Source organism: Mycobacterium sp. NGS24, from assembly GCF_059813065.1.
Genome location: NZ_JCALDW010000024.1, coordinates 13,322 through 35,606, shown reverse-complemented (window position 1 = coordinate 35,606; position 22,285 = coordinate 13,322). Strand labels below are relative to the sequence as shown.

19 protein-coding genes and 2 pseudogenes are annotated in these 22,285 nt (G+C 66.9%); 4 read left to right on the top strand and 17 right to left on the bottom strand.

Annotated features, from left to right (window positions below; all coding sequences use genetic code 11):
* Nucleotides 1-23: 23 nt before the first annotated feature.
* The 3 genes from sdhC to AC5Y6Y_RS23030 form a co-directional block, all read right to left on the bottom strand.
* On the bottom strand, nt 24-854 hold the full coding sequence (gene sdhC, locus AC5Y6Y_RS23040; RefSeq protein WP_473140226.1) for a succinate dehydrogenase subunit SdhC: 831 nt from the start codon (nt 852-854) through the stop codon (nt 24-26).
* A 79-nt stretch (nt 855-933) separates the two neighbouring features.
* Nucleotides 934-1,230: an Rv0250c family protein gene (locus AC5Y6Y_RS23035; protein WP_463828686.1), complete on the bottom strand. Its 297-nt coding sequence runs from the start codon at nt 1,228-1,230 to the stop codon at nt 934-936.
* 160 nt (nt 1,231-1,390) lie between these two features.
* The gene (locus AC5Y6Y_RS23030) at nt 1,391-1,828 is read right to left on the bottom strand and encodes an Hsp20/alpha crystallin family protein (RefSeq protein ID WP_463828687.1); all 438 of its coding nucleotides are present in this window, start codon (nt 1,826-1,828) and stop codon (nt 1,391-1,393) included.
* Nucleotides 1,829-2,045: 217 nt separating this feature from the next.
* Here AC5Y6Y_RS23030 and nirB point away from each other — a divergent pair, with 217 nt between their 5' ends.
* Together nirB and nirD are read left to right on the top strand one after the other, a co-directional pair.
* Entirely contained in the window at nt 2,046-4,586 is a 2,541-nt protein-coding gene (gene nirB / locus AC5Y6Y_RS23025) for a nitrite reductase large subunit NirB (protein WP_473140227.1), read from the top strand.
* Between the two features lie 15 nt (nt 4,587-4,601).
* Nucleotides 4,602-4,967, top strand: coding sequence for a nitrite reductase small subunit NirD (nirD, locus tag AC5Y6Y_RS23020; protein ID WP_473140228.1), 366 nt, complete (start codon nt 4,602-4,604; stop codon nt 4,965-4,967).
* 10 nt (nt 4,968-4,977) lie between these two features.
* Here the strand turns inward: nirD and AC5Y6Y_RS23015 are convergent, their stop codons facing one another.
* The 10 genes and pseudogenes from AC5Y6Y_RS23015 to ligD form a co-directional block, all read right to left on the bottom strand.
* Complete coding sequence (locus AC5Y6Y_RS23015; RefSeq protein ID WP_463828690.1) at nt 4,978-5,427, bottom strand: TetR/AcrR family transcriptional regulator; 450 nt, start codon at nt 5,425-5,427, stop codon at nt 4,978-4,980.
* A gap of 24 nt (nt 5,428-5,451) precedes the next feature.
* Complete coding sequence (locus tag AC5Y6Y_RS23010; protein WP_473140229.1) at nt 5,452-6,189, bottom strand: sirohydrochlorin chelatase; 738 nt, start codon at nt 6,187-6,189, stop codon at nt 5,452-5,454.
* The gene (locus AC5Y6Y_RS23005) at nt 6,186-7,331 is read right to left on the bottom strand and encodes a uroporphyrinogen-III synthase (RefSeq protein ID WP_473140230.1); all 1,146 of its coding nucleotides are present in this window, start codon (nt 7,329-7,331) and stop codon (nt 6,186-6,188) included. The genes AC5Y6Y_RS23010 and AC5Y6Y_RS23005 overlap by 4 nt, the downstream gene beginning before the upstream one ends.
* A gap of 34 nt (nt 7,332-7,365) precedes the next feature.
* Nucleotides 7,366-8,775 (bottom strand): nitrate/nitrite transporter, encoded by a 1,410-nt coding sequence (locus tag AC5Y6Y_RS23000; RefSeq protein ID WP_463828693.1) that lies wholly within the window; start codon nt 8,773-8,775, stop codon nt 7,366-7,368.
* Between the two features lie 176 nt (nt 8,776-8,951).
* Nucleotides 8,952-10,358 carry a nitrate/nitrite transporter gene (locus AC5Y6Y_RS22995; RefSeq protein WP_473140231.1) on the bottom strand — a complete coding sequence of 469 codons (1,407 nt, stop codon included), beginning with the start codon at nt 10,356-10,358 and terminating at the stop codon, nt 8,952-8,954.
* A gap of 133 nt (nt 10,359-10,491) precedes the next feature.
* Nucleotides 10,492-11,024: pseudogene (locus AC5Y6Y_RS22990) on the bottom strand (GNAT family N-acetyltransferase).
* Nucleotides 11,025-11,053: 29 nt separating this feature from the next.
* A complete protein-coding gene (locus AC5Y6Y_RS22985; protein WP_473140232.1) occupies nt 11,054-11,932 on the bottom strand; it encodes a 5-oxoprolinase/urea amidolyase family protein in 879 nt (292 codons plus the stop codon).
* Nucleotides 11,933-11,943: 11 nt separating this feature from the next.
* Nucleotides 11,944-12,600 carry a 5-oxoprolinase subunit B family protein gene (locus tag AC5Y6Y_RS22980; protein WP_473140233.1) on the bottom strand — a complete coding sequence of 219 codons (657 nt, stop codon included), beginning with the start codon at nt 12,598-12,600 and terminating at the stop codon, nt 11,944-11,946.
* 87 nt (nt 12,601-12,687) lie between these two features.
* A complete protein-coding gene (locus tag AC5Y6Y_RS22975; RefSeq protein ID WP_473140234.1) occupies nt 12,688-13,665 on the bottom strand; it encodes an ABC transporter substrate-binding protein in 978 nt (325 codons plus the stop codon).
* A 32-nt stretch (nt 13,666-13,697) separates the two neighbouring features.
* A complete protein-coding gene (ligD, locus tag AC5Y6Y_RS22970) occupies nt 13,698-14,927 on the bottom strand; it encodes a non-homologous end-joining DNA ligase (protein ID WP_473140235.1) in 1,230 nt (409 codons plus the stop codon).
* Between the two features lie 68 nt (nt 14,928-14,995).
* Between ligD and fadD2 the strand changes: the two are divergent.
* Nucleotides 14,996-16,657 (top strand): annotated as a pseudogene (gene fadD2 / locus AC5Y6Y_RS22965) (long-chain-fatty-acid--CoA ligase FadD2); the annotation flags it as partial.
* A gap of 312 nt (nt 16,658-16,969) precedes the next feature.
* On the opposite strand, the gene AC5Y6Y_RS22960 reads toward fadD2, so the two are convergent.
* Genes AC5Y6Y_RS22960 through AC5Y6Y_RS22950 form a run of 3 tightly spaced genes read right to left on the bottom strand, consistent with a single transcriptional unit; the run spans nt 16,970 to nt 20,932 of the window.
* Nucleotides 16,970-19,132 carry an acyl-CoA dehydrogenase family protein gene (locus tag AC5Y6Y_RS22960; protein ID WP_499930472.1) on the bottom strand — a complete coding sequence of 721 codons (2,163 nt, stop codon included), beginning with the start codon at nt 19,130-19,132 and terminating at the stop codon, nt 16,970-16,972.
* 58 nt (nt 19,133-19,190) lie between these two features.
* Nucleotides 19,191-20,306 (bottom strand): alpha/beta hydrolase family protein, encoded by a 1,116-nt coding sequence (locus AC5Y6Y_RS22955; RefSeq protein ID WP_473140237.1) that lies wholly within the window; start codon nt 20,304-20,306, stop codon nt 19,191-19,193.
* Nucleotides 20,303-20,932, bottom strand: a complete 630-nt coding sequence (locus AC5Y6Y_RS22950) for a TetR/AcrR family transcriptional regulator (protein WP_473140244.1) — start codon at nt 20,930-20,932, stop codon at nt 20,303-20,305. The genes AC5Y6Y_RS22955 and AC5Y6Y_RS22950 overlap by 4 nt, the downstream gene beginning before the upstream one ends.
* Before the next feature lie 64 nt (nt 20,933-20,996).
* Here AC5Y6Y_RS22950 and AC5Y6Y_RS22945 point away from each other — a divergent pair, with 64 nt between their 5' ends.
* The gene (locus AC5Y6Y_RS22945; RefSeq protein ID WP_463828702.1) at nt 20,997-21,581 is read left to right on the top strand and encodes a VOC family protein; all 585 of its coding nucleotides are present in this window, start codon (nt 20,997-20,999) and stop codon (nt 21,579-21,581) included.
* Nucleotides 21,582-21,591: 10 nt separating this feature from the next.
* Here the strand turns inward: AC5Y6Y_RS22945 and AC5Y6Y_RS22940 are convergent, their stop codons facing one another.
* Nucleotides 21,592-22,257, bottom strand: coding sequence for a TetR/AcrR family transcriptional regulator (locus AC5Y6Y_RS22940; protein ID WP_463828703.1), 666 nt, complete (start codon nt 22,255-22,257; stop codon nt 21,592-21,594).
* Nucleotides 22,258-22,285 lie beyond the last annotated feature (28 nt).

The window sequence follows — 22,285 nt, the reverse complement described above, 5'->3', positions numbered from 1 at the left end:
TCTGTGATAGATGAATCGGCTTGTCAGCCAATAAATCTCAAGTCGGAGATGGTGTTGCTGGACACCAGCAGGATGTAGAAATCGGTGAGCATCAACGTGCCCAGCGTGATCCACGCGTACAGCTTGTGGCGGGTGTTGAGTTTGCTGATCTGGGTCCAGATCCAATACCGCACAGGGTGTTTGGAGAAGTGCTTGAGCCGGCCGCCGGTGACGTGCCGACAGGAGTGGCAGGACAGCGTGTACACCCACAGCATGATGACGTTGCCGAGCAGGATCACGTTGCCCAGGCCGAAGCCGAATCCGCCTGGCCCGTCGGGAGAGTGGAACGCGACGATCGCGTCGTAGGTATTGATGATGGAGATCAGCGCGGCGGCGTAGAAGAAATACCGGTGGGTGTTCTGGATGATCAGCGGGAACCGGGTCTCGCCGGTGTAGTGCACCCGCGGCTCGGCTACCGCACAGGCCGACGGCGACTGCCACACCGTGCGGTAGTAGGCGCCCCGGTAGTAGTAGCAGGTCAGCCGGAACAGCAGCAGGAACGGCAGTGTCAGCGCGGCGAACGGCAGCCACCAGACATGCGGCAGGATCTGCGGCCAGAACTCGCTGGCCTCCCTGCTGCAGCCCTGGCTGACGCACGGCGAGTAGAACGGCGTCAGGTAGTGGTACTTCTCGACGAAGTAGTGGTTCTGCTGAAAGGCGCGGAACGTCGCGTAAATGACGAACGCGGCGAAGCCGAGGTTGATCCGCAGTGGCTGCAGCCACCATCTGTCGGTGCGAAGCGTCTTCTGCCCGATTTTTGCTCGGGTGGGGGAAAAGACGCCGGAGTCAGCACGACTCGCCGTTGGTGCGCTCATCTATTTGTGTTCCTCTTCGAACGGGCTGTAACCGAAGGGTACACAGAAACGGTGCCCGATCTTTAGTCGGGCTTCGCCGTCAAGACCGGTTGTGACCTCCGACACCCTCGTCGTCGACATCGCGCCAAAAATCGCTGTCGTATTGGGTGTCGGGAATGGCGATCTTTTCACCGGATTGGTGCACGGTGGCGCGGGCGAGATCTAATTCGGCAACATCACTGTCGAGTAATTGAATGTCGCTGAGAATGCGGTCGGCGTCGATGATGATGCGACGTGTCGCCGGATTGTCTCCGTAGCGAGCTTTGAGTGAACTCACGCACCGCCGCAACCCGCCCATCAGGTCGTGCAGTTCAGCGAGTTCAGTGGTGGTGGACAAGAGATCTCCCCTGGGCTGAAGGTGGCACAAATCACAGTACGGCCCCGATACTAACCGCTGGCCCACCGACGTGTCGGCCAAGCAACCGCCCAGCAGACACAAAAGCCCGCGACACGGTGGGCGTGCGTGGGCTTCTGCGGCTGTTGACAGGCAGCGGCGGCTACTTGGTGATCGCGATCCGCTGCGCCTGGGCACCGGCGTACGCGCCGGCGACCCGCACGGTCAGCACGCCCGCGTCGTAGGACGCGGAGATAGCCTCCCCGGTGACGTGTGCGGGCAGCTGGAACGACCGGCGGAACGACCCGTACCGGATCTCTCGCAGGGTACGGCCGTCCTGCTCGTCGGCGTGCTCGTCACGGTGTTCGCCGTGAATCACCAGGCGACCCTTGTCCACCTCGACGTTGACGTCCTTCTCGACGTCCACCCCGGGCAGCTCGACGCGGACTACCGCGTCGTCACCGTCCTTCACGACCTCGGCGGCCGGGCTGAAACCGCTGGTCACCGGCTTGGCCCAGTCCGAATAGGCCGGACCGAAAAAGTCCCGCAACCACCGGTCGGTGTCCCACGTCGGACGCGACCACAAGGCGAGATTGCTCATGGATAACTCCTTGATCTTCGTTGTGAGTTTGCTGTGCCCGACGCTGTATCGGTCGGCTACCCGATAGAACATGAGTCGCCTACGCTTAAGTTCCACCTGGGTGTTCGCCCACCGCGAACGGTTGTCACACAGCCGGCTTTCAGCTGTGAGGACGCCTTGATGCGCGCGTCACATTCGGCGTCATTTTCGGCAACATCACCTTCGTAAGGTCGGGGACATGCCTGCAGCCGGAACGTCCGTGCGCCCTGCCACCCGGCAGGTGGTGGTGGTCGGCCACGGCATGGTGGGGCACCGGTTCGTCGAGGCGTTGCGCGCCCGCGACATCGACGGCGCCTGGAACATCACCGTGCTGGCCGAGGAAGCCGACGCCGCCTACGACCGAGTCGGCCTGACGTCCTATACCGAGAACTGGGACCGCAGCCTGCTGGCGCTGCCCGGCAATGACTACGCCGGCGACAACGCGGTGCAACTGCTGCTGAACACCCGCGTCGTCGAGATCGACTGCGCGGCAAAGGCTGTGGTGACCGCCGACGGCCGGCGGCACGACTACGACGCGTTGGTGCTGGCCACCGGGTCCTATGCCTTCGTCCCGCCGGTGACCGGCCACGACCTGCCGTCCTGTCACGTCTACCGCACGCTGGACGACCTCGATGCCATCCGGGCCGGCGCCCGGCACGCCGTGGCCGCGGGACGCGGCAGCGCCGGCGTCGTGATCGGTGGCGGCCTGCTGGGCCTGGAAGCCGCCAATGCGTTGCGCCAGTTCGGCATGCCGACGCATGTCGTCGAGATGATGCCCCGGCTGATGGCCCAGCAGATCGACGCGGCCGGCGGCGCCCTGCTGGCCAGGATGATCGGCGATCTCGGTATCGAGATCCATGTCGGCACCGGCACCGAATCGATTGAGGCCGAGGGTGATTCGATGCGGGTGCGGTTGTCCGACGGCCACGTCATCGACGCCGGCGTGCTGATCTTCGCCGCCGGCATCCGCCCGCGGGACGAGTTGGCCCGCGCGTCCGGGCTGCAGATCGCGCCGCGTGGCGGCGTCCTCACCGACTTGTCCTGCCGCACCAGCGATCCCGACATCTACGCGATCGGCGAGGTCGCTGCGATCGACGGTAAGTGCTACGGCCTGGTCGGGCCCGGATACACCAGCGCCGAGGTGGTGGCCGACCGACTGCTCGACGGGGTCGCGGAATTCCCCGAGGCGGATCTGTCCACCAAACTCAAGCTGCTCGGGGTCGACGTCGCCAGCTTCGGCGATGCGATGGGCACCACCCCGAACTGCCTCGAGGTCGTCGTCAACGACGCGGTGAACCGCACCTACGCCAAGCTGGTGCTCTCCGACGACGCCAAGACCCTGCTCGGCGGAGTGCTGGTCGGCGATGCGTCCTCCTACGGTGTGCTGCGACCGCTGGTCGGCAGTGAATTGCCCGGAGACCCCATGGCATTCATCGCACCCGCCGGCTCCGGGGACGGTGCCGGCGCCCCGGGCATCGGGGCACTGCCCGAATCCGCGCAGATCTGCTCCTGCAACAACGTCACCAAGGGTGACCTGAAGTGCGCCATCGCCGACGGCTGTGCCGACGTCCCCGCCTTGAAGGCCTGCACGGCAGCGGGTACCTCGTGCGGGTCGTGTGTGCCGCTGCTCAAGCAGCTGCTGGAGGCCGAGGGTGTGGCGCAGTCCAAGGCGCTCTGCGAGCACTTCAGCCAGTCGCGGGCCGAACTGTTCCAGATCATCGCGGCCACCGAGATCCGCACCTTCTCCGGGCTGCTGCAGCGCTTCGGCACCGGAAAAGGTTGCGACATCTGCAAACCCGTGGTCGCCTCGATCCTGGCTTCCACCGGTTCGGACCACATCCTGGACGGTGAGCAGGCCTCGCTGCAGGATTCCAACGACCACTTTCTGGCCAACATCCAGAAGAACGGCAGCTACTCGGTGGTACCGCGGGTACCCGGTGGCGACATCAAACCCGAGCATCTGATCCTGATCGGGCAGATCGCCCAGGACTTCGGGCTGTACACCAAGATCACCGGCGGCCAGCGCATCGATATGTTCGGCGCGCGGGTGGACCAGTTGCCCGCGATCTGGAAGCGCCTGGTGGACGCCGGCATGGAGTCCGGGCACGCCTACGGAAAAGCCTTGCGCACCGTGAAGAGCTGCGTGGGCAGCGATTGGTGCCGGTACGGACAGCAGGATTCGGTGCAGCTGGCCATCGACCTGGAACTGCGCTACCGGGGGCTGCGGGCGCCGCACAAAATCAAGTTGGGCGTGTCGGGCTGTGCCCGCGAGTGCGCGGAGGCGCGCGGCAAGGACGTCGGCGTGATCGCCACCGAGCAGGGGTGGAACCTCTACGTGGGCGGCAATGGGGGCATGACCCCCCGGCACGCCCAACTGCTGGCCGGCGATCTGGACACCGCGACACTGGTCCGCTATATCGACCGGTTTCTCATGTACTACATCCGCACCGCCGACCGGCTGCAGCGCACCGCGCCGTGGGTGGAAGCACTGGGTCTGGACCACGTGCGGGAGGTGGTCTGCGCCGACTCGCTGGGCCTGGCCGCAGAATTCGAGGCCGCGGTCGAACGTCACGTCGACAACTACAAGTGTGAATGGAAAGGCGTATTGGAGGACCCGGACAAGATGTCGCGGTTTGTGTCCTTCGTCAACGCCCCGGACGCCGTCGACGACACGGTGGTATTCACCGAACGGGCCGGTCGCAAAGTGCCGGTAGTCCTGGGCTTCCCGCGGATCCGCTGAGCAAGGAGAAAACTGATGAGCCGCACCGATATTCGAGTCTGGACCACAGCCTGCGACTACGCGCACCTGATCCCCGGCCGCGGGGTGGGCGTGCTGCTCGACGACGGCAACCAGGCCGCCTTGTTCCGCCTTGACGATGGATCGGTGCATGCCCTGGGCAACGTCGACCCGTTCTCCGGCGCCGCCGTGCTGTCCCGGGGCATCGTCGGGGACCGCGGTGGCCGCGCCATGGTCCAATCACCAATTCTCAAGCAGGCTTTCGCGCTCGACGACGGCAGCTGCCTGGACGACCCCGCGGTGTCGGTGCCGGTCTACCCGGTGCGGCTGACGGCCGACGGTCGCATTCAGATCGGTCGGTTTGCCGCGCGGTTGGCGGCCTAGAACCTCTGGTTCAGTCGATTTTGCCGACGAGGTAACGCTGCATCGTCGGCCCGATCGCGTCGACGACCTGCGACACCGTCATCGAGTGCAACGGCTCGGAACGCACCCCGTAGCGCATGATGCCCAGCCCCACCAGCTGCGAGGCGCACAGCGAAGCCCGAACCGCCACCTTGTCCGCCCCCAGCGTCTTCAGCAGCGGATTGAATACCGGCCCGATGAACATGGACTGCACGATCTCGGCGGTCTTGGCCAGCCCGGTGGACGCGATCGCGCTGGCAGCAAACGGACCCCCGCCGGCCGCATCCCACGTCGTGATGAGCATGTAGAGCGTGCGCCTGCCTACCTGATTGACACTGCCGGTGACGATCCGATCGATGAACTCCGGTGTGGCGAAGGGTAAACGCAGCATCTTCGCCACCGGGTCGAGGAGCCCGCGGGAGGGCTCTTCGTTACGGGCCATGGTGCCAGGATTACCTGGATATCACTAAAGATCAAGCCGCGCCGGTGTGGGGGCGCCCGGTCGGCAGCGCTTTGCGAGCGGCAGCACCCTGCGGAACCGGTTCGCCACCAGGCGGGCCAATCCGGGATGGGTGCCCAGCGGGGGCGTCACCAGGTCAGCGCCGCTGCAGTGCAACCGTTGTTGGAACAGCCCGTCGGCCAGCAGGTAGGACGCGAGCACCACGCGGCGGGCGCCCCGGTGGCGCGCATCGGCGACTGCGTCGGATACCGTCGGTGCGCCGACGGCGGCGAATCCCAACTCGACTGACGACCCGATGAGTGCCGACAACGACGCGGCCGCGCAACGCAGGTCGGCACGGGCCCGGGCGTCGGAGGTACCGGCCGCGGCGAGGATCACCGAATCGCCGGGACGCCAACCGGATTCCTGCAACACCTGGCCGAGCACGGCGATGATCTCCGGACCCGGGCCCAGAGCCGTGGCGACGGTCACGTGCGGGTGGCCACTGGCCGCGATGTGGGCCGGTAGGTCTGCGCGGACGTGGTAGCCGCGGGACAGGAACGCCGGCACCACGATGACCGGCGGGCAGTCCGGCGACCGGTCGGCCAGCCGCGACAGCACTTCGCTGGGCGTGGGTCCCAACACGTCGACGAACGCGACATGCACGCTGCGGTCCAGGAGTTCACCCACCCGGGCCGCGAGGTCGCCGATCATCGCGACGCCCGCGGACCGGCGGGTGCCGTGCGCCGCCAGGACCAGGTTCATGCGGCGTCGTGTTCGTTGTCGAGGGCCAACCGGTAACCGCGTTTGACTACTGTCGCGACGATGTTCTTGTCGCCCAGTGCAGTTCGCAGCCGCAGCACCGCGGTGTCCACCGCATGGGTGTCGTAGCCGTTGCCCGGTAGCACGCGCAGCAGCTCGGTGCGCGCGACGACGTCGCCGGGGCGATGGGCCAGGGCGCGCAGGATGGCCATTCCCGATCCGGACACCGTTTTGACCGAGCCGTCGACCAGGACGCAGGTGCCCCGGATGTCGACCAGGTGGCCGGCGGCCTGCACGCTGCACGAGCCCAATGTCGGCAGCTCCTCGGCGATGTGACGGGCCAAGGCGCCCAGCCGCATCCGTGCCGGCGACGAGGTCGGCACACCCCGCCTGATCAGGGGCCGGGATGTCACCGGGCCGACACACATCGCGTGCACGCCGCTGCGCAGCGCATCGAGCACCTGTTCTTCGATGTCCAGTTCGCGACTGCGTTCCAAAACCGCCGCCGCCGCCGGGGCCGAGGTGAAGCTGACCGCGTCGAACTGGCGCCGCGCGATGCCGGTGACCAACTGGTCCAGATCCCCGCCCAAAGGCGTTGGCTTCCAACGGTATACCCGGATCGGAATCACCTCGGCACCGGCGGCCTCCAGGCCGGCGAGGAATTCGGGGAACGGATCCCACCCGTCGGCGGCACCGTGCAGCTGGATCGCGATGCGTTTGCCGTCCACCCCGGTGTCGAGCAGGTAGTCCAGGACCTCTTGCGAGGACTCGGAATCCGGTGACCACTCCTCCCGCAGTCCCGCTGCGCGCAGCGCCCCGGTCGCCTTGGGTCCGCGGGAGATGACCCGCCCGCGCGCCAACGAGTCGAGGAGTTCAGCGGCCAGCCCCCAGCCTTCGGCGGCGGCGACCCAGCCGCGGAAACCGATACCGGTGTGTGCGATCAGGATGTCGGGCGGGTCGGCGATCAGGGACTGGGTGTTGCTGTGCAGTTCATCGTCGTCCGGCAGGGCGATCATGTTGATCGCGGGCGCACTGTAGACCTCGGCCCCGTGTCTGCGCAGCAACGCACACAGCTCCTCGGAACGACGAGCTGAGGTCACGGCAATCCGGTAGCCACTCAGTGGCACAGAAGGCTTCTGGGCCATACCAGTTGTGTATGCCCCGCAAGTTTCCGGGACGTTACCTGGCAATTGCTGCGGCATTGCCCTCACCTGCGTTCTCGGTCACAGCCGCCGGAACCGCGGTGGCCGGACGTCGCACGTACATCGCCCAGGTGAGCCACGCGGCCACCGCATAGCAGACCAGAAAAGCCCAGTAGGCCAGCGTTTCGCTGCCGGTGCGCAGGTAGGACTCGCGCAGTGCCAGGTTGATGCCCACGCCGCCGAGTGCGCCGACCGCGGCGCAGAACCCGATCAGCGATCCCGACATGGCGCGGGACCATTCGCGGCGGTTGGCCTCGCTCACCTCCAGTGCGCGGCTGCGTGCCTCGAAGATCGAGGGGATCATCTTGAACACCGAGCCGTTTCCCATGCCCGCCAGAATGAACAGCGCCAGGAAGCCCGACACATAGCCGGCCACCATGAAAGTGTCTGTACTGGACTGGTTTTCGGAACGACTGCTGAGCGTCACCAGTGCACCGGCGGCCAGCATCATGCCGCCCAGCACGGCCAGGGTGACCCGGCCGCCGCCGATGCGATCGGACAACCGGCCCCCGTAGATGCGTGCCAGCGAACCCAACAGCGGTCCGACGAAGGCGATTTGCGCGGCGTGCAGCGAAGCGTGCCGGGCGGTTTCACCGTGGTGTTCGAAGTTGACCTGCAACACCTGACCGAACGTGAACGCGAACCCGATCCACGAACCGAAGGTGCAGATGTAGAGCAGCGAGATCACCCAGGTGTGCCGGACGAAGAGCACAGCCCCCATGGTCTTTACCTGCACGCCGTGTTCGACGCTGTCCATCGATAAGGTCGCGGCGACACCCACGATCGCCAGCAGCACCAGGTAGATCGCACATACCCAGTACGGTGCCTGGTGACCGGCCGTGGCCAGGGCGAGCAGCCCGACGAGCTGGATCACCGCCACGCCGAGGTTGCCGACTCCGGCGTTGACCGCCAGCGCCGCACCCTTGAGGCGCTGCGGATAGAACACGTTGACGTTCGCCAGCGATGCCGCGTAGTTGCCGCCGCCCAGTCCGGTCAGTGCCGCGCACACCACGTACGGCCACAGCGGCAGGCCCGGATTGGCCAGCAACACGATGGTGGCCGCGGTCGGTATCAGCAGCACAAAGGCCGAGAACGCGGTCCAGTTGCGGCCACCGAATCGGGCGATCCCCAACGTGTAGGGGATGCGCGCACAGCCGCCGGCCAGGGTCGCTGTCGCGCCCAGGAGCAGCTTGTCCCCGGCCGAGAAGCCGTAGACCGCTGTGGGCATGAACAGGACCATCACCGACCACAGCGACCATATCGAGAAGGCGACGTGGTCACCGGCCATGGTGCACAGCAGATTGCGGCGAGCGACCGCTTTGTCGCCGGCTTCCCACGCCGTGACGTCTTCAGGATTCCAGTCGGTGAGGTGATGCTCGCGACCCATCAGGATGTGCACCTTTCCAGGCGCACGTGGCGGCGCCGTCAGCTCAAGAGGCTTGCGCCGCTGTCGGTTTCGATGCTCACATCGGTGGCGTAAACCAGTCAACTCCACAGGACCGATATCGCCTGAAAGTTGAGTCTCAGTTCTCTGGCAGGACACTGATAGTCCGAGCGACGTCGCTATACATAGGCCAGGCCCGCGCGCGGGTGACCAGTGGCCCGAAGGGGCTTGCGGACGTAGGCCACCCAGGTCAGCAGTGCGGCACCGACGTAGAACACGACGAAGACCCAGCAGGCTGACGTGGCGGTGCCGCTGCTCAGATACGACTGGCGCAGAGCCAGATTGACGCCCACCCCGCCCAGCGCGCCGATGGCCCCGGCGAAACCGATCAGGGCACCCGACATGGAGCGCGACCACTGGCGGCGCTGCGTCTCGGCGAGCGAAAGGGAATGGCTGCGCGCTTCGAAGATCGACGGAATCATCTTGTAGACCGAGCCGTTGCCGATCCCGGACAGGATGAACAGGGCGACGAAGCCCATGACATAGCCGGCCATCACCGCCGAGGGCACAGGTCCATGGCGGTGTGCGCCGAAAGTGCTGACACTGACCAGGATTCCGGCGGCCAGGATCATCGCGCAGAAGACACCCAGGGTTACCCGCCCGCCGCCGACGCGGTCGGCCAGCCGGCCGCCGTACACGCGGGACAGCGAGCCCAATAGTGGCCCCAGGAAGGCGATCTGGGCCGAGTGCAGGGCAGCCTGGGCGGTGCTCTGCCCGCCGGCGACGAAGTTGATCTGCAACATCTGGCCGAAAGCGAAGGAGAAGCCGATGAAGGAACCGAAGGTGCCGATGTACAGCAGCGCGATTGCCCAGGTGTGCGGTTCGGCCAACACCGCACGCATGGTGTGCATCTCGATGCTGAACTGGGTCAGATTGTCCATGTACAGGGCCGCGCCGATGCCTGCGACGCCCAGCAATACCAGGTAGATCGCACATACCCAATAGGGTTCGCGGTCGCCGACCGAGGCGATCACCAGGAGTCCGACCAGCTGGATCATCGGGACGCCGAGGTTGCCACCGCCGGCGTTGAGGGCCAGCGCCCAGCCCTTGAGCCGTTGCGGATAGAACGCGTTGATGTTGGTCATCGACGAGGCGAAGTTGCCGCCACCGAGACCGGCCAACGCGGCGCACACCAGATACGGCCACAGCGGTAGACCTGGGTGGGCCAGCAACACGATGCTGCCGACGGTGGGGACCAGCAACACCAGCGCGGAGAAGATGGTCCAGTTGCGGCCGCCGAATCTGGCGGTGGCAAAGGTGTAGGGAAACCGCAGGCAGCCGCCCACCAAGGTCGCGGTGGCGCCCAGCAGGAATTTGTCGCCCGCGGAGAAGCCGTACACCGAGGCGGGCATGAACAGCACCATCACCGACCAGATGGACCAGACGGAGAAGCCGACGTGTTCGGCGGCCACCGACCAGATCAGGTTGCGGCGCGCGACGTGCTTGTTGCCGGCTTCCCACGCCGCCACGTCCTCGGGATCCCAGTCGGAAAGGGTGTGTGAACGGCGCGTGAGCTTGGCGAACACGAAGGACTCCTCATGGCTTGACCTGTTGCAGACCTGGTCGCCACGCTAGAAATCCTTTGTTGCCCGGGCGCTTCCCGCAGTGACCCCGGGCGGTGAACTTCCGCTCACCATCGTGCCGGTGACCGTGTGAGGACTACCAGACGTCGCCGTCGCGCCAGTCGCACATCAGCTCAGCGGAGGTGTCCAGGGTCACACTCACCGGCAGCAGGAACACCGTGCCGTCGTCGTCAGGTGTGCGGGTCGGACCCGCGGGGGCCAGCACCGACGTCGGACCGAGCCACGGCGCCCAGCCGCGGGCGGCATACAGTCCGCGAGCCGCGAGGGTCGAGCTCAGCGCACCGAGCTGGTAGGCGCGCGCAGCACCTGTTCGGCGCCGTCCAGCAGGGCCGTCACCAGGCCCTTGCCACGCCAATCCTCGCGTACCGCAACAGCTTCGAGGTAGCCGCAGCGCAACGCGCGGTCCCGGTAGAGCAACCGGCGCTGCACCACCGCGGCGTGCGCGATGATCGCGCCGTGGTGCCAGATCAATGCGTGCATGCCACCCAGCGCATGTTCCCAGTCGGTCTCGGCGAAGTCACCGTCGAATGCCTCGGTGACCATCCGGCAGGCGCTGTGCCGGGTTCTGTCGTCGAGATCAGCGGTGTGGACCAGGCGTGCGGTGTGCACCGTCCTTGTCTACCAGGATCCAGCCGCCGTCACGACCGGGGCCGCGCCCAGTGCAGACGTACGTACTGGCCGGGCCGCACCTGGGCGACCTTGTCGATGTCCTCGTCGACCACGACGCCGACCACCGGGTAACCGCCGGTGATCGGGTGATCGGGACCCAAGATGACCGGTAATCCGTTGGGCGGCACCTGGATTGCGCCACGGGTGGTGCCCTCGCTGGGCAGCTGCCGGTCCGGCCAGCGGTGCGCTATGGGGCGACCCTCGAGGCGCATGCCCACCCGGTCGCTGCGATCCGAGACCATCCAGACGGTGTGCACCAGGGCGTCGGGATCGACGAACCAGTCGTCCCGCGGCCCGGGCACCACCATGATGTCGACCAGGTGGTTGTCGATCGCTGCGACGGGCGCCTGGTCGAGCTCGGGGTAGTCGTCGGTGTGTTCGCCGACCGGCACCACGTCGCCGGCCTGCAGCGGCAGCGGTCCGATCGCCGACATCACGTCGTAGCTGCGCGAGCCCAGCACCGGTGTGACGCAGATGCCCCCGCGCACCGCCAGATAGGTGCGAAGGCCTGTGCGCGGAGTGCCCAGCGAGATCACCTCGCCGTCGCGTACATGCTGAATGCTGTTGGTGCCGAATACTTTTCCGTTTACCGTCGGCTCGGTGTCGGCGCCGGTCACGGCGATGTCCAGGTCGCCGCCGCGCACCCGGGCCGAGAAGCCGCCGAAGGTGACTTCGACGGTGGCCCGGTCGTCGGGGTTGGCGACCAGCCGGTTCGCCAGGGTATGGGACCGACGGTCAGCGGCCCCGGAGCGGCCGACGCCGAGGTGGGCCAGCCCGGCCCGGCCGAGGTCCTGGATGACCGCCAGCGGCCCGGTGCGCAGGATTTCCAGGGTGGTGTCCGTGTCCATGCCGACCTCCGTCACACGGCCCGGAACCGGACCCACGTGCCCGGGGTGAGCAGGGCCGGGTCCGGTCGGTCGATGTCCCACAGCACCGCATCGGTGCGACCGATGAGTCGCCACCCGCCGGGCGATCGCCGCGGGTAAACCGCGCTGAATTCGCCGGCCAGTCCCACCGATCCGGCCGGGACCGCGGACCGCGGTTCCGGGCGTCGCGGTACCCGCAGCCGTTCGTCACCACCGATCAGGTAGGCGAACCCGGGTGCAAATCCGCTGAAGCCCACCCGCCACCGGGTGCTGGTGTGGGCGTCGATCACCTGGGCCGCGCTGAGCCGGGTGAGTTCGGCGACCTCGGCCAGATCGGGGCCGTCGTAGCCGACGTCGATGACGACTTCGCGCGTCGCCTGGTGCGGGTGCGGCTGCGCGCCAGGTGTGATGCGCAGCGTGCGTAACCGCTGCCGGGTGATCGCCTGCCGCCGCGGCCCGTCGAGCTTGACCAGCACCGTGGTCGCGGCCGGGACGATGTCGACGACACCGGGCAGCCGCGCCGCACGCAGTGCCTCGGCCCACGCCAAAACGTCAGCGGTGCAAGCACATTGCACCAGCAACGCCTGGTCGCCGTAGTCCACCACGGCGTCGGGCAGGTCGCGGTCCCCCTCGATGGTAGTGATCTCCATCACAGTCATAATTCGACGGTAACGCCGCCGTCGGGCACTCGGCACTGAATGTGGAGCACTGCCAGAGGTGCCTTAGCGAATACTCAATCAGCCCAGGATTTTACCGAGCTGCGGGGGAAGTTGATCGGCGACGACGGGATAACTCAGCGGCGACGCAAACGCGATGGCGCCGGCCAGGTCCTTGCCGGTGAAGAGATGGCGCTGGCGGGCGGTGTTCTGCGCTGCCGCCACCTCGGGATCGGCCAGAATCGCCTGCTGTTCCTCCGGACTCTCCGTGCACCAGATCACCACATCGGCTGAATCGAGCACGTCCTTGATGTGATCGCGAGGGATCAGCGCGCGGTGGTCGGTGGTGTACGCCTTGATGCCGTCGGAGATGACCAGGCCCATCTGGGTGAGGAAGTCGGTGCGCCAGCCTTCCGCGGTCGCCACCACCGTGCCCTGCCACATCCGGCCCTGCATCAGCAGCGCCTTCCTGCCCTTCCAGGAGGGATTCTTCTGGCCGACATCGGTGAACCCGGCCTTGACGGCGTCCACCAACGACTTCATCTGGTCGGCCTGGAAGACGGCCTGACCGATCGCGGCGGCCTGGTCCTGCCACGGTTCGAAGAACGCGTCGCCATCGGACTGCGCGATAGTCGGGGCGACGGCCGACAGCTTCTGATAGGTGTCGGCGTCCAGGCCCGCGTTGGTCGCCACGATCAGGTCGGGCTTGAGTGCGGCGATCTGATCGACCTGAATCCCGTTGTCCAGGGTCAGCACGGCGGGCTGCGCCGCGCCGAGTTTGGGTTGGGCCCACGGCCAGACCGCGAAGGGCTGATCACCGAACCAGTTGGTCACCGCGATGGGCACCACACCCACCGCCAGCAGATCGTCCTGCTCGGTGTAGCCCGCACTGACCACCCGCTTGGGCGGCTCCTTGACGACGGTCTCGCCGAACAGGTGGGTGACGGTGACCGACCCGCCGCCGGGGGTGCCCGGCTTCGGCTTCGGGTCCGAACACGCCGCGAGCAGCCCGGACGCCGCGGCAACCTGCAGGAATCCGCGTCGACTCAGCCCGGTCACAGCGTGAGAGTAGCGCGTGTCTTCCTCGGCCGTCAGTCGCGTGGCCGCTGCTTGGGCGTGTGTCCCACCCAGGGGGAGTAGTCGGCGATCAGTTCCTCCTGCGGCGGGCGGGCCGCGGCGGGCACGTGCTGCAGGTTGATCCGGATCCGGTACCAGATCGAGCTGGGTCCGCGCATCCCGTCGACCAGGACGTCGGCGGGCTGCAGAAGTTCAGCCGCGGCCGGATGGCGGGCGCGCCAGGTGTCCAGGGCGGCCATCGCCTCGTCCCGGGTCTTGGTCCGGGCGACCTCTATCAGCGGCATCACCGACTGCCGCCGGCCGCTCTTGCCGGCGCCCCTGGGTGCTTTCTCCGGTGGACCGAGCTCGTCGGCCAGCGCCAGCAGCTTGTCCAGGCCGCCCTTCGCATCGTCCATGCCGGCCCAGGGATCGCCCTGCGCGGCAAACCGATCCGGGACGGTACGCACGGTGAACCGCTCGGGCCGACAATCGGCGACCTCGTCCCAGCGCAGCGGCATGGACACCCGGGCATCGGGGGTGGCACGCACCGAATACGCCGAGGCGACCGTGCGGTCCTTCGCGTTCTGATTGAAGTCGACGAATACGCCTTCGCGTTCCTCTTTCCACCACCGGCTGGTCGCCAGGTCGGGCACGCGGCGTTCGACTTCGCGGGCCACGGTCTGCGCGGCCAACCGCACTTTGGCGAACGGCCAGTGTGGGTGGATCCGGGCGTAGATGTGAAAACCCCGCGACCCGGAGGTCTTGGGCCACGCGGTCAGACCGTGGTCTTCGAGCACCTCGCGTGCCACCAGCGCCACATCGACGATGCCCGACCAGGACACCCCGGGCATCGGATCCAGGTCGACGCGCAGCTCGTCGGGATGATCGAGATCGTCGGCCTGCACCGGATGCGGATTGAGATCCACGCAGCCCAGGTTGACCACCCACGCCAGACCGGCGGCGTCGTGGATGACCGCCTCGTCGGCGGAGGTGCCCGAGGCGTAACGCAGGGTGGCCACGTCCACCCAGTCCGGTCGGTTGGCGGGAGCGCGTTTCTGGAACACCGCCTCCTCGGTGATGCCCTTGACGAACCGTTTGAGGATCATCGGCCGACCCCGCACGCCACGCAGGGCGCCGTCGGCCACGCTCAGGTAATACCGGACCAGCTCGATTTTGGTGATGCCCGGGTCGGGAAAGACGACCTTGTCCGGGTGGGTGACGGTGACCGGGCGGCCGCTCACTTCCAGCGACACGGGTTTGGTCATGGAAATTGATGGTAATTCGGGGGAAACCACTGGTCGCATTGCGACCTCCGTCACATATGGTGAGGACCATGCCTAGCCTGAGCGATGTACCCGGGGTCGGAAAACTTCAGCAGTACGTGGAACGCGGCGCAGCCGAACTGCATTACGTGCGCAAGATTTTTGAATCGGGCGCATTCCGGCTGGAACCGCCGCAGAACTATGCCGCGCTGGCCACCGGCCTGGTCAAATGGGGCGAGTTCGGCATGTTGCCCGCCCTGAATGCCGCCCGCACCCCGGACCGCGCGGCGTGCATCGACGAAGACGGCGAATTCAGCTTCAAGGAACTCGACGATGCCGCGCACGCCGTCGCCAACGGCTTGATCGACAAAGGCGTCAAAGCCGGCGACGGCGTCGCGATCCTGGCCCGCAACAGCCGCTGGTTCCTCGTCGCCTACTTCGGTGCGGCCCGCGTCGGTGCCCGCATCATCCTGTTGAACAGCGAGTTCTCCGGGCCACAGGTCAAAGAGGTCTCCGAGCGCGAAGGCGCCAAGATCATCATCTACGACGACGAGTACACCAAGGTGGTCAGCAAGGCCAAGCCGGAGCTGGGCTTCCTGCGGGCGCTGGGCACCAACCCGGACAGCGACGAGGACTCCGGCAGCGAGGACGAGACGCTGGCCGACCTGATCGAGCGCAGCAGTAAGGATCCGGCGCCGAAGGCCGCCAAGCACGCCTCGATCATCATCCTGACCAGCGGCACCACCGGCACCCCGAAGGGCGCCAATCGCAGCACGCCGCCGACGTTGGCCCCGGTGGGCGGCATCTTGTCGCACGTCCCGTTCAAGGCCAACGAGATCACCTCGCTGCCGGCGCCGATGTTCCACGCGCTGGGATTCCTGCACGCCACCATCGCGATGTTCCTGGGCTCCACGCTGGTGCTGCGCCGCAAGTTCAAGCCGCCGCTGGTGCTCAAGGACCTGGAGAAGCACGGCGCGACCGCCATGGTGGTGGTGCCGGTGATGTTGACGCGGCTGCTCGACGCGATCGAGGAGATGGACGAGAAGCCGGACCTGTCGAAGCTCAAGATCATCTTCGTGTCCGGGTCGCAGCTCGGTGGGGAACTGGCCAGCCGCGCGCTGAAGGATTTCGGTCCGGTGATCTACAACATGTACGGGTCCACCGAGATCGCGTTCGCCACCATCGCCGAGCCCAAGCACCTGGAGAAGAACCCGGCCACGTGCGGTCCGGTGGTCAAGGGCGTCAAGGTCAAGATTCTCGACGACAACGGCAAGGAGAAGCCGCAGGGCGAGGTCGGGCGGATCTTCGTCGGCAACGCGTTCCCGTTCGAGGGCTACACCGGCGGCGGCCACAAGGAGATCATCGACGGCCTGATGTCCTCGGGTGACGTCGGCTACTTCGACGAAGAAGGCCTGCTCTTCGTCAGCGGCCGCGACGACGAGATGATCGTCTCCGGCGGCGAGAACGTGTTCCCGGCCGAGGTCGAGGACTGCCTCAGTGGACATCCGGAGGTGGTGGAAGCTACCGCGATCGGTGTCGAGGACAAAGAGTACGGGCACCGGCTGCGCGCCTTCGTGGTCAAGAAGGACGGCTCCGACGTCGACGAGGACACCCTCAAGAAGCACGTCAAAGAGGAGTTGGCCCGCTACAAGGTGCCGCGGGAGGTCATCTTCCTCGACGAGCTGCCGCGCAACCCCACCGGCAAGATCCTCAAGCGCGAGCTGCGCGAGCTGGACGTCGACGACAAGGACGAGGCCAAGGAGAAGGCCAAGGACCTGGACGAGAAGTCCGATAAGAAGGGCTCGAAGAAGGGTTCGGACAAGGACTCCGCGGACGGCGACAAAGCCGAGGGCGACGAGGCAACGGACGACAAGGCCGACGACGACAAGGCCGACGACGACAAGGCCGAAGACGACAAGGCCAAAGCCGAGTGACGCTGCGGCGTTGCGAGTGAAGGCACGGCGGGAAATTCGGCAAAATAATCCCGCCACCTGTTCACTCCGGACGCCGTAGCTTCACGCTCGAATGGGAGTGTCCCCAAGTCGTTACGGGTCGCGGGGCAGGCCGAGCAGCCGCTCGGCGATGATGTTCAGCTGGACCTCCGAGGTGCCGCCGTAGATGGTGGTGGCTCGGCTGGACAACAGATAGTCGCCCCACTTGCCTTGCGGCTGTTCAGGATCGGCGATCGCCGCATCCGAGCCGAAGGACGACACCGCGAATTCGGCGTAGCCCTGGCCGGTGCGCATCGAGAGCAGTTTGGATATCGCGGCCGAGGGCATGGCATCGCCGCCCGCCAACGTCAGCAGCGTGGAGCGCAGGTTGAGCACCTTGGCGGCGTGCCCTTCGGCGATCAGCTGACCGGCCCGCTGCCGGGCGGCCTGGTCGAAGTGGCCGTCGCGCACGAACTCGACGAACGCCGGCAGGCTGGCCAAGAAGTTCAGGTCGCTGCCGCCGATCGAAACCCGTTCGGCGGTAAGGGTATTGCGGCTGACCTCCCAGCCCCGGTTCACCTCGCCCAGTACGCACTCGTCCGGCACGAAGACGTCGTCGATGTAGACGGTGTTGAAGAACTCCTGCCCGGTGAGCTCACGCAGCGGTGTGACCGTCACGCCTTCGCTTTTCATGTCCAGCAGGAAATAGGTGATGCCGTTGTGCTTCGGCGCGCTGGGGTCGGTGCGCGCCAGCAGCGCACCCCACTGCGAGAACTGCGCCGCCGTGGTCCAGATCTTCTGGCCGGTGATGCGCCAACCACCGTCGACCCGGGTCGCCTTCGTCGACAACCCGGCCAGATCGGAGCCCGCGCCGGGCTCGGAAAACAGCTGGCACCAGACCATTTCGCCGCGGAAAGTGGGCGGCAGGAACTGCTGCTGCTGTTTTTCGGTGCCGAACGCGACGATCGACGGGATGATCCACGCGGCGATGCCGACCTGCGGCCGTTTCACCCGCCCGGCGGTGAACTCCTGGGCGATGATCACTTGCTCTACGGGGCTGGACGCCCGGCCCCACGGCTTGGGCAGATACGGCAGCACCCAGCCGGCCTCGGCGATCGCGACGGTGCGTTCCGCGCGGTCCATGTCCTTGAACGCGGCCACCTCGGCCCGGATCTCGGCACGCAACTGCTCGGTTTCCGGGTCCAGATCGATGTCCACCGCCCGCATTCCAGTGGTGGTGGCGGTGTCCACCACCCGCTGCGGGTACTCCGAGCTGCGGCCGAAACCGGCGGCCAGCAGCAGCGCCCGGCGGTAATAGACGTTGGTGTCGTGCTCCCAGGTGAACCCGATGCCGCCGTGCACCTGGGTGCACCGCTGCGCCGCGGCCGGTGCCAGGGTCGCCGCCACCGCCGCGGCGAACGGGACGTGCTCGTCGGCACCGTCCAGGGCGCGTGCTGCGTCCCACACCGCCGCCGTGGCGCGTTCGGTGTCGGCCATCATCTCCGCGCACTTGTGCTTGATGGCCTGGAACTGACCGATCGGCCGGCCGAACTGTTCGCGGATCTTGGCGTAGCCGGAGGCGGTGTCGGTCGCCCAGCGCGCCACGCCCACCGCCTCCGCGGACAGCAGCGTGGTCATCAGCGCGTGGGCGGTGGTCATGCTCAGGTTGCCCAGCACCACGTCGTCGCCGACCTCGACGGCGTTGGCCCGCACGTGGGCGATGGGACGCAGCGGGTCGATGCTCGCCACCGGCTCGATCTCGAGCTGATCGGACCGCAGCACCACCCACTCTTCGCCGCTGTCGATGGCTACCGGCAGCACCAGGATGGCGGCCTGTGCGGCGGCGGGTACGGCGCGCACTTCGCCACGGATCACCAGGCCGTCGCCGTGCCGCGTTGCGGTCAGGCTCGAATCCAGCGCGTAGGCGGCGATGGCCGCCCCGCTGGCCAGCTCGGTGAGCACAGCCGCCTTGGGATCGTGCGCGGCGATCAGCGCACTGGCGATCGCCGACGGCACGAACGGCCCGGGTACTGCGCCGTAGCCGAACTCGGCGAGCACGATGGCCAGCTCCAGGACACCGAAGCCCTGGCCGCCGACCGCTTCAGCGAGGTGCACTCCCTGCAGACCCTGGTCCGCGGCGGCCTGCCAGTACGGGGGCGGGTTGGAAACCGGAGTTTCCATGGCCTCGTGCAGCACCTCCGACGGCGCCACCCGCGCCACCAGGGACCGCACCGAGTCGGCCAGGTCTTGATGTTCAGGGCTGATTGCGATCGGCATTGGTCGCCTTCCCGTGCGCGGTTTCTACCAAGCTAACAACCGGTCGGTTGGGTGGATCTCACGGCCAGCGTTTGGCGATCCAGTCCGCGATGGTGTCGGCCTGCTCATCGCGGGCACCGGGCGTGGTGAAGTAGTGGTCGCTGTCGATAGCGACGCGTGTCTTGTCGGTTGCGGCCAGCGCGTCGTAGATGCGACCCGCATCCGAGGGGAAGACGCCGGTGTCGGCCTCGGCGTTGATCACCAGCGCCGGACAGGTGATGCGGGCCAGGTGCGGCTCGGCGCGGGTCTGCGCCACCCGCAGGCTCCACATGCCCAGCCAATTACGCAGCGTGGTGGCCGCGGCGATGCCCCGCGCGGAGCGATTGGCCTTCGCCGGGGTACCGGCATAGCACGAATTCGCCTGCCGCTTGGTCGGTTCGATACTCGGGTCAACCATGCGCGGATCGGCCCAGGTGCGCTGCACGGTGAACGGGCGATCCGAAAAGCCTGCGGCGCCAACACGTTTGAGCTCGGACTCGGCCCAGCCGGTGATCGCGTGGTTGCGCGCCACCTGAGCGGCCCGGTAGCGCTCGACGAACTCCGCTGAATACGGCGGCCCGTTGTTCTCGTCGAACAGGTCCAGATCGGGATCGGTTGCGACGGGATCGTTTTCGTCGACGACGGCACCGTCCATCCAGGCGGTCAGCACATCCGGGCGGCCCGGGTGGGCCGCGGTGGCGACGTAGCCGTCGGCGGCGGAGAGTTCGGTGACACCGGAGGCGGGCCGCATGCCCGGCAGCGGAGTCACATTCGGATCCACCGCCTGGGACTGATAGGCCGCCATCAGTGACCCGCCACCTGAGTTGCCCAGTAGCACCACGGTGTCCACTCCGGCTTCGTCGCGCAGCCAACGCACCCCCACCCCGATGTCGACGAGTGCGTGGTCGAGCACGAAGCTGCTTTCGAAACCCCGAAACCTGGTGTTCCAGCCCAGGAACCCGATGCCGCGGGCGGCCAGGTATTCGGCGATGTAGTGCTCGGCGAAGTCGATCTGGTAGTGCGTCGCGATCATCGCCACTTTCGGACGGTGGCCGGCGGCGTGGTGGTAGAGGCCCTGGCAGGGATGACCGCCGGCGCCGGCCCGCGCTCCGGTGGGGGACGTCAGTCCGAGGAACTCGCGGACGATCTCACTCAAGAGCGGTCCTTCTCGCTGTAGATGGCGCGATAGTAGATGTTGGCCAGCGTCCGGATGCACGCCTCGTCGTCCGGAACCTGGTGACGGGTCAGCTGGATGTAGCAGAACTGGTTGAACATCGCCACAATCGCCTCGGCGATGAGTTGCGGATCGTCGTCGGGGCAAAACCCTTGCTGCTGAGCACGTCTGACCGACTCGGCAATGAATGAAAGCGGGATGGAACACATTTCGGCCCAATGCCGCGCGAAATCCTCGCTGACCATCGCCAACTGGGAGACGCTGATCACTTCTGCCAACCGGTGCCGGTAGGTGTGCCAGTGCGCGGCGGCCGCCTGGTGGGCACGGTCGCGGTCCGACAGGCCGTGCTCGGTCACCGCCATGGCCCGCTCGTTGGCCTCGTCCCGGAAGCGCAGCGCCCACTGGCGCACCATCGCTTCCTTGGAGTCGTAGTAGTTGTAGAACGACGCCGCCGAGCGTCCGGCCTCGGTGGTGATGTCGGCGATGGTCGTCGCCAGAATTCCTTTGCGCGCGATCACTTTTCGGGCTGCGGCATCGATGGCGGCCTGGGTCCGCCGGCCGCGGTCGGTGGGGTACTGGGGATCTGCCTGTTGCGCCGCCGTCACCAGCACCTCCCCGGAACCTGAATCTGATGTTAGATTCAGGTTTGGATCTTAGGTAGGGAGACGCATCATGATCAAGCCGAACAACCCCAACACCGAATTCGAACTCGGCGGGATCAACCACGTCGCGCTGGTGTGCTCGGACATGGCGCGCACGGTGGACTTCTACAGCAACGTGCTGGGCATGCCGCTGATCAAGTCGCTCGACCTGCCCGGGGGTGCCGGCCAGCACTTCTTCTTCGACGCCGGCAACGGCGACTGCGTCGCGTTCTTCTGGTTCGCCGAGGCCGCCGACCGGGTCCCGGGACTGAGCTCGCCCGGAGCGCTGCCGGGCTTGGGTGACATCACCAGCGCGGTGAGCACCATGAACCACCTCGCGTTCCACGTGCCGGCAGAGCAGTTCGATGCCTACCGGCAGCGGCTGAAGGACAAAGGCGTGCGGGTCGGACCGGTGCTCAATCACGACGAGAGCCCTATGCAGGTTTCGGCGACCGTGCATCCCGGCGTGTACGTACGCTCCTTCTACTTTCTGGATCCCGACGGCATCATGCTGGAATTCGCTTGCTGGGTCAGGGAATTCAACGAGGCGGACACGCCGGCGGTGCCCCGGACGGCGGCCGACCGCCGCCCGCCGGTGACGGCCGGGGTGGTATGAGCGAGGCCGCTCAGGTGGCGGCGTCGGCTCGTCCCGACAGTCCGTACAGGCTGGGGTGGGTCAGTTCGCCGACCAGCAACGTCAGTTGATCGACCAGTTCGTCCGGGTCGAGGCGGACGTCACCGGTCAGCCAGGCGCTGATCGCCTGCCCGACCCCGCCCACCGCGAAGTGGGCACCCATCTTGATGCGCTCGTTGGCGCCGATGTGCAGGGCGGTCGTCGCATGGTGACCGGACAGCAGTGCGAACAGGGCGGTGGACTCCGCTCGTTTGCGGATGACGACAGGGTCGGTGAGTTTGTTGCTGAAGATCAACCGGCCGATCCGGGCGTCGCCGGCGATTGTGCGCACGATGGTGCTCAGCCCGACCCGGGTCTGTTGCTGTATGGGTGCAGTGAGTACCGCGGCCTGCGTCTGTGCCGCGAGGTCGGCGATGATCCAGTCGAACACCGCGCCGATGAACTCGTCTTTGTCAGTGAAGTTCTCGTAGAAGTAGCGGGTGGCGACACCCGCCCGTTGGCAGATACCGCGCACCGTCACCGCGGACAGGTCTTGCTGATCTGCACCGAGCAGATCGAGACCGGCTGTCAGCAATTTCTGGCGTCGCTCGGCGAACCGAGCTGCCGCCCCGACGCCGCGGTACGGCCGGGCGGGCACCCCCCCACTATCCAAAGCCATCAGTTCATATTGACACCGCGGCCAGGTA